This window comes from Novosphingobium sp. LASN5T, from assembly GCF_003856955.1.
In the GTDB taxonomy this organism is placed as follows: Bacteria; Pseudomonadota; Alphaproteobacteria; order Sphingomonadales; family Sphingomonadaceae; genus Novosphingobium.
Map to the genome: position 1 here is coordinate 151,108 of NZ_RQSI01000005.1, position 6,597 is coordinate 157,704.

Annotated in this window: 5 protein-coding genes; 1 reads left to right on the forward strand and 4 read right to left on the reverse strand. The window is 65.1% G+C overall.

All coding sequences use genetic code 11. The annotated features are described in order from the left end of the window. Nucleotides 1–29 precede the first annotated feature (29 nt). Entirely contained in the window at nucleotides 30–2,354 is a 2,325-nt protein-coding gene (locus EH199_RS05960; RefSeq protein WP_190287153.1) for a TonB-dependent receptor, read from the reverse strand. 300 nt (nucleotides 2,355–2,654) lie between these two features. Between EH199_RS05960 and EH199_RS05965 the strand changes: the two genes are divergently transcribed. Beyond that, on the forward strand, nucleotides 2,655–3,620 hold the full coding sequence (locus tag EH199_RS05965) for an AraC family transcriptional regulator (protein WP_190287155.1): 966 nt from the start codon (nucleotides 2,655–2,657) through the stop codon (nucleotides 3,618–3,620). 23 nt (nucleotides 3,621–3,643) lie between these two features. Here the strand turns inward: EH199_RS05965 and EH199_RS05970 are convergent, their stop codons facing one another. From EH199_RS05970 to EH199_RS05980, 3 genes are all read right to left on the reverse strand, one after another. Next, nucleotides 3,644–4,954: an amidohydrolase family protein gene (locus EH199_RS05970; protein ID WP_124808357.1), complete on the reverse strand. Its 1,311-nt coding sequence runs from the start codon at nucleotides 4,952–4,954 to the stop codon at nucleotides 3,644–3,646. 142 nt (nucleotides 4,955–5,096) lie between these two features. Continuing rightward, nucleotides 5,097–5,900 carry an SDR family oxidoreductase gene (locus EH199_RS05975; protein ID WP_124808358.1) on the reverse strand — a complete coding sequence of 268 codons (804 nt, stop codon included), beginning with the start codon at nucleotides 5,898–5,900 and terminating at the stop codon, nucleotides 5,097–5,099. Between the two features lie 14 nt (nucleotides 5,901–5,914). Next, a partial coding sequence (locus EH199_RS05980; RefSeq protein ID WP_148092134.1) for an HlyD family secretion protein occupies nucleotides 5,915–6,597 on the reverse strand: 683 nt, incomplete at its 5' end.

The following is a 6,597-nucleotide window of genomic DNA, read 5'->3' on the forward strand; positions in this document are numbered from 1 at the left end:
CACACCCTGTTCCCTGCGATGATGCGGCTTCAGAAGCGCTGCCGCAGTTCGACGCCAACCGTACGGGGCCGGATCGTCGTCGCGCGGTCGGACCCGGCCGTCAGGTCGAGATCGATCAGCGGTCGCGCGTCCAGCAGGTTGTTGGCATAGAGCCGCACCTCCGTCCCGCCCTTTCCGAGCGAGGCCGACAGATTGACAACATCGAAGCCTTGCCGGAACTCGGCCGCGTTGGGTGTGGTGCCGGCCACGGCGTTGGCATAGACGATCGAGAGCACCCGATCGAACGAACGGCGCGCGCGACTCTGGTACTGGTATTCGCCGCGCATGTTCAGGCGCCACCCGTTGGACAGATCGTGCGCGAAAGCGGCGTAGGCGCTCGCCATCCATTTCGGCACGGCCTGCACCATGTCACCATCCCGCGCCGTCGTTCCGGGTGCGGCGTTCTTGATAGTGGCATCGGTATAGGTGGCATTGCCGCCGATCTGGAAGCTGGGCGAAAGACGGACCTGACCTTCGATTTCCGCGCCCTTCACTTCAGCCGTTCCCGCGTTGCCGGTAAAGGCGAAGCCGCAACTCGTCAGGTTGAGCTGCTGCTGGATCTTCTTCCAGTCGGAATAGAATGCGGCGGCGTTGAACGTAACGACGTTCCCGAACGTGTTCTTGGTGCCGACCTCGTAGGTCCACAGATTGTCGGACGAAAAGCTGTCGGGCGCGCGCGTCAGGCCCAGCGCATTCAGATCGGCCGCGCACAGGACGGGATTGATCTGGAACCGGTTGGGGCCGCCGGGGCGGAAGCCTTTCGCGGCCGAAGCATAGAGCAGGTTCTCACGGGCGACCTTGTAGGAAATGCCGAACTTCGGATTGACGCCGCTTTCGCTGCTCTTGCGCCCGCTCACCACGGTCAGTCCGCCATTGAACGGCCCATCGCCCAGAATATCGACGCGCTGGTCGATCTTGAAGCCGCGAACACCGGCGGTGAGGTCAAGGCCGTCCAGCACGGTGTAGGTGACTTCGCCGAACGCGGCGTACTGCTTGGTGTTGGTGAAGGTGTCGCCATAATAGACGAGATCGGCGCCCACGAAGGCGGCGGCTCCCGGCTGGTTGACGGCCTGGACAAGACGATCGTCCTGATTGGAATAGTAGAGCCCCAGCAGCCACTTGAAGCGCGTACCCGGCCCGTTGTCAGAGGCGATGCGCAGTTCCTGGCTGAAGGTCTTGGTGCGGCTGTCCGAGACGTTGCGCGCCGTCAGCGGGAACAGCGGTGGCACGAGATTGCCGATGAAATAACTGTAATCGCGGACGAAGCTCAGTTTGCGATCGAAATAGGCCGTCAGCGACGTGACCTTGGCGCGCCCCAGATCCTTGTCGATGTTCAGGCTGTAGATGCCCGCCTTGTCGTAGGTCGGCTGCTTGATGCGATAGGAGGATGTCAGTTCGGGCTGATCTATGAACAACTGCCCGGCGTTAGCCAGCGTATAGTCCTGATAGAATACCTGCGGCCGGATCGACCAGCTCGGATCGGGTTGCCACTCCAGCGAGAGGCGGGCAGCAAAGGTGTCTCCGTAGTTCTGGTTGGAGGTGCTGCGCGTGCTGAGCGTGTCCTGCACCAGCGGCGTGTAAACCGGCGAGGCGGTGCTGGAATAATGCGAATTGCGCAGGTTTCCGGGCTGGTTGTCGATATAGCCGCCATCGCGGCGATAGAAGAAGCCGCCGCGCAGCGCCAGCGTATCCGCCACCAGAGGGACGTTGGCCACCACTTCGCCGTTGTACGAAGGCCCGCCGTGCTCGGTCACTGCCACGCCGGCCGCGATACTCACTTCGGTTTCGTTGATCTTCGGCCGTGCGCTGACATATTTGATCGCGCCGCCCATGGAATTGCCACCATAGAGCGTTCCCTGCGGCCCTTTCAGCACTTCCAGCCGTTCCATGTCGAAAAACACGGGGTCGAACGCGCCGCTGAACGACGTGGCAATGGTAACGAGCGAGATGTCGTCCAGGTAAATGCCCACCGTGGGCGATGACGCGACGGTACTGATGCCGCGAATGTTGTAGTTGGAAAGCCCGCGCTCGGTGCCAGAATAGGAAAACCCCGGAATGCTCCGCAGCACGTCCTTGACATCGGCGGCACCCCGGTCCCGCAACTGGTCGGCAGTAACCGCGTTCACGGTGACCGGCACATCCTGCAGGCGCTCACCCGTCTTGCGCGCCGTGACGATGATCCCGCCCTGCGGATCGACATCCTCGTTGGCTTCGCTGGCCGCCTGGGCCGCAACCGGCGTCGCCAGGCAGACCGCTGCCGCTCCGCTGGCGAGCAGGGCCAGGCTCCGAAGCCGGCCATGGCTTTCATGTATCATCGATTTTCCCCCACGCTGGTTCCGGACCGATATTTCGGCGGACCCGATCCCCATACTTTACGAAAGCGCGCGCGCGGCGCTTATCCTCGAACCCGAATTTCCTTTGCGTTTTCCGGAAAGCCGCGCACCTTTGTTCCGCTTCACCGGGCCGGGGGCTACCGTTCGGCCATGAGGCGCGATAAAAATGCCACCGCGCAAGGAGGCGTGCCCGCTCATCGCACTGGCGGTCATACCGAACCCGCCGGCTTCACCAAACGGGACCTGCTATTGGACAATCTGCTCACACGAAACCGAGACCCGTTGGATCCCACGATCCTTGCCGTTGTCGATCCGGGCAAGATCAGGGCGATGGATTGCGGCGCCGGATTGCTGGCGGATACCGAAATGATCCACGAAGCCGGGCCGACAGCCCAGGGCTGGCTGCGCGGCGTCACGGTGCGGCAGGGCTATTCGGTGTTCCTGTCCGATGTTTCCCACCTGGACCGAAGCGATTATTTCTATGAAAGCAGGGACTTGCTGAAACTGCACTGCAACCTCGGCGGGGGCAGCACGATCAGCAGCGGGAACGACGAATCCGAATGCCATCCGGGAAGCTTTTCCTTCCTCGTGCAGCCCGATGGCAGCATCAAGAAGGAAGTCGCCCCGCCAAAGGTCCGTTCACGCGCCATCACCATGATCTGCACGCGGGACTTGCTGCGCGATTTTCTGCCGGGGCGGAACGGTCTGCCTTCGACCATTCTCGAATACATGCGCGGCTCGGTCGCCCAGTTCTGCCACAGCGACGCGCCCCTTCCCGTGCCGATGCAGTCCATCGCCGAAGAGATGCTGAATCTGCGTCCCGGCCCGATGACGGACCTGATGTTCGAAGCCAGGGCGCTCGAGCTGCTCTACATGGGATTGCAGCAGCTCGCGGGCTGGAGCGCCGGCCCGGATCTCAAGCCGCATCACCGCAGGAAGGTGCAGCAGGTCCGGGATCTGCTGCACAGCACGGAAGGCACAAGCCTTGGCATCGGCCAGATCAGCCGCGCGGTCGCCTGGAACGAGACGCAGATGATGGAATGCTTCAAGCAGGTCACCGGGATGACGATCTCCGCCTATCGCCAGCGCCTGCGCATGGACGAAGCGCTCGCCATGCTGCGGACCAGCCAACGGTCGATCACGGAGATCGCTCTGGAAGCAGGCTACGAACATCCCGGCAATTTCACGACCGCGTTCAAGCGGACCTTCGGCTTCACACCCAGGGCCGCGCGTTCGCCCTGCAATTGAGCGTCTTCACCATCGCGGCTGCATCAGCCCACGGGCTTGCCCCCGGCCTTCACGATCGCGCCGCCCTTCATCACGAAATCGACGTTCCGTAGCGCGGCCATATCCTGCAAGGGATCGCCCTCCACGGCAATAAGATCGGCAAAATGCCCCTTGGTCACCGCGCCCACGTCGTCGCTCGCCCCCAGCAGGTCCGCGGCGTTGCGCGTTGCCGTGAGGATCGCGTCCATCGGCTTCATGCCGAGCGAGGTCATGAGTACCAGTTCCTGCGCGTTCTCGCCGTGCGCCGAGAGCCCGAACGTATCGGTACCCATGGCAATCTTCACGCCGGCCGCCGCCGCCGCGCGGAAATTTTCGTGCAGGACCGGGGCTATGGCGATCGCCTTGGCGGCAGTGGACGGGTTGAGCTGTTCGGGATGCGTCTTTGCAACCTCGTAGACCCGCTCTCCGACGAGCAGCGTCGGCACGAGATAGGCGTTGTGCTGCTTGAACAATTTGTAGGTCTGCGCGTCGGCGAACGTTCCGTGCTCCACGGAATCCACGCCCGCCGCCAGGGCATGTTCGATGGCCTGCTTGCCATGGGCATGGGCCGCGACTTTCATGCCAAGCGCGTGCGCGGTGGCGACAACGACTTTCAGCTCATCGTCATCCATGAGTTGCAGGTAGGGATTGTCGCCGATCGACATGACCCCGCCCGAAGGCATGATCTTGATCAGGTCCGCGCCTTCGCGCTTCAGCCGGCGGACCGTGCTGCGCGCTTCGTCCGGGCCGTCGATCACGGCATCGCGCGCGTGCGGCAGTTCGGCGATATCGGGGATCAGGCCGTTCGCGGGATCGCTGTGCCCCCCGGTCGGCCCGAGAGCCTCGCCTGCCACCCACATGCGCGGACCGGGCACCTTGCCGTCCGCCACCGCCTTCTTGAGCGCGACGACGGCGTAAGTGTTGTCTCCCACAGACCGGATCGACGTGAAGCCGGCAAGCAGCGTGGCCCGTGCATCGTTCACGCCATCGATCAGCACATCGTAACCCGATTGCGTGACGGCACGGCGAATGGGATCGCCCTTGTAGCCGGTGACCGTAATATGGACGTGCATGTCGATCAGGCCCGGCAGCACCGTCCGGTTCGACAGATCGATCAGCGTGTCCCCCTGGGCGATCGGTGCGAAGCCTTCGCGCACTTCGACAATGCGATCACCGTCCACGACGATCGAGACATTCTCCCGGGGCGGAGCGCCGGTTCCATCGATGAGCTTTCCGGCACGAACGACAGTATGCGCGGTAGCACCGGAGGGGATCAGGGCCACGGCGCAGGCCAGCGCCAATATCGTGCGGTGCATCTTCGTTAGCCTCCCTTTCGCGGACCGTGCTCCGCCCGCGCAGGAATGGCATAGAGCATTGCTGCAAACTTTTGCCAGCCCATGATTTTCCTGTGCCGCATCCCGAACCGGCGGCTGGTCCGCCGGTTCGGCGCGGTTCCGTTCAGGCCAGAACCGCGCGATAGCGGGCGGCGACCTCGCTGCGGGACAGTTGGGGGCCAAGCGCCACGCGCGCCGACTGCATCGCTTCCCAGCCGGCTAGGTCGGCCAGCGGCGGGATCGTCACGTTCTCGCCGCGATCGAGTCCGACCAGCGCGGCATCGACCAAGTCGTTCACGTCCATCACCATTTCCGCCGGGAAGGCATCGACGTCCTTGCCCGAACGCTCCCAGATCTCGGTGCGCGTCGCGCCCGGAAGCACCGCCTGCACATGCACGCCGCTGCCCGCCAGTTCGGTGGACAGCCCCTGCGACAGGTTCAGGATGAACGCCTTGCTGCCGCTGTAGGCACCGTCGAACATCTCCGGCGCCAGCGCGAGGACCGACGCGATGTTGACGATCGCGCCTGCGCCCTCGTGCGTCAGGCGCAGCGCCGCGGCGCGGGCCAGCAGGGCGGGTGCGGTGATGTTGAGCGCGATCAGCCGCGTCACTTCCTCGACCGGGCTGGTGACCAGCGTGCCGGTGAGCGCCATGCCGGCATTGTTGACCAGCAGGCCAAGGTTCGGGACCGTGGCGATCCGGTCGGCCACACGCGCGACGGCGGCGGGATCGGTGAGATCGGCGGGCAGGACTTCGACGGACTGGCCGGTTTCCGCGCGCAGGCGCTCCGCCAGCGCGTTCAGACGGGCAACATCGCGCGCGACGAGCACCAGATCGTGCCCGCGCCGGGCCAGCCGGTCGGCATAGACGGCGCCGATACCCGTCGAAGCGCCAGTGATCACGGCGGTCGCATGGTGGGGAATAGTCATTTCAGGGTGTTCCTTCAGTTGGAAAGCTGGACGTTCGCGGTGACGGAAAGGCCGGGGCGCAGCGCGGCGAGCGCGGACTGGCCGGGATCGAGCCGTATCCGCACCGGCACGCGCTGCACGATCTTGGTGAAGTTGCCGGTGCCGGGCTCGAACGGCAACAGCGCAAACGTCGAGGCCGATCCCGGCGCGAGGCTCTCCACCGTGCCCTTCAGCTTCGCGCCGCCCAGCGCATCGATGCGAACGGTGGCGTGCTGGCCGGGATGCATCCGGCGCGTCTGCGTTTCCTTGAAGTTGGCCGTCACATAAAGCGCCTGCATCGGCACCAGCGTCAGCGCGCGCGTGCCGGGCTGGACGTAATCGCCGACGCGCAGCTGCCGGTTGGCCACTACGCCATCGATCGGCGCGCGCACTTCGGTGTGGCGCAAGTCCTGGCCGGCAAGATCCAGCGCCACGCGGGCGCGGGCCTCGCCCGCCTGTGCCTGCGCCAGCGCGGCCAGCAGATCGCCGCGCCGGGCGCCGACCACCGCCACCTGCTGGCGCGCGACCGCCAGATCGGCTTCGGACCGGGCCAGCGCCTGCCGTGCGGCAACCGCGCCCGTGCGGATGCTTTCCGCATCGCGCGCGGCCACCGCGCCCGTCGCCAGCAGCGCGTCATAGCGCCCCTCATCGGCCGAGGCGTGCCCGGCCTTGGCCTGCG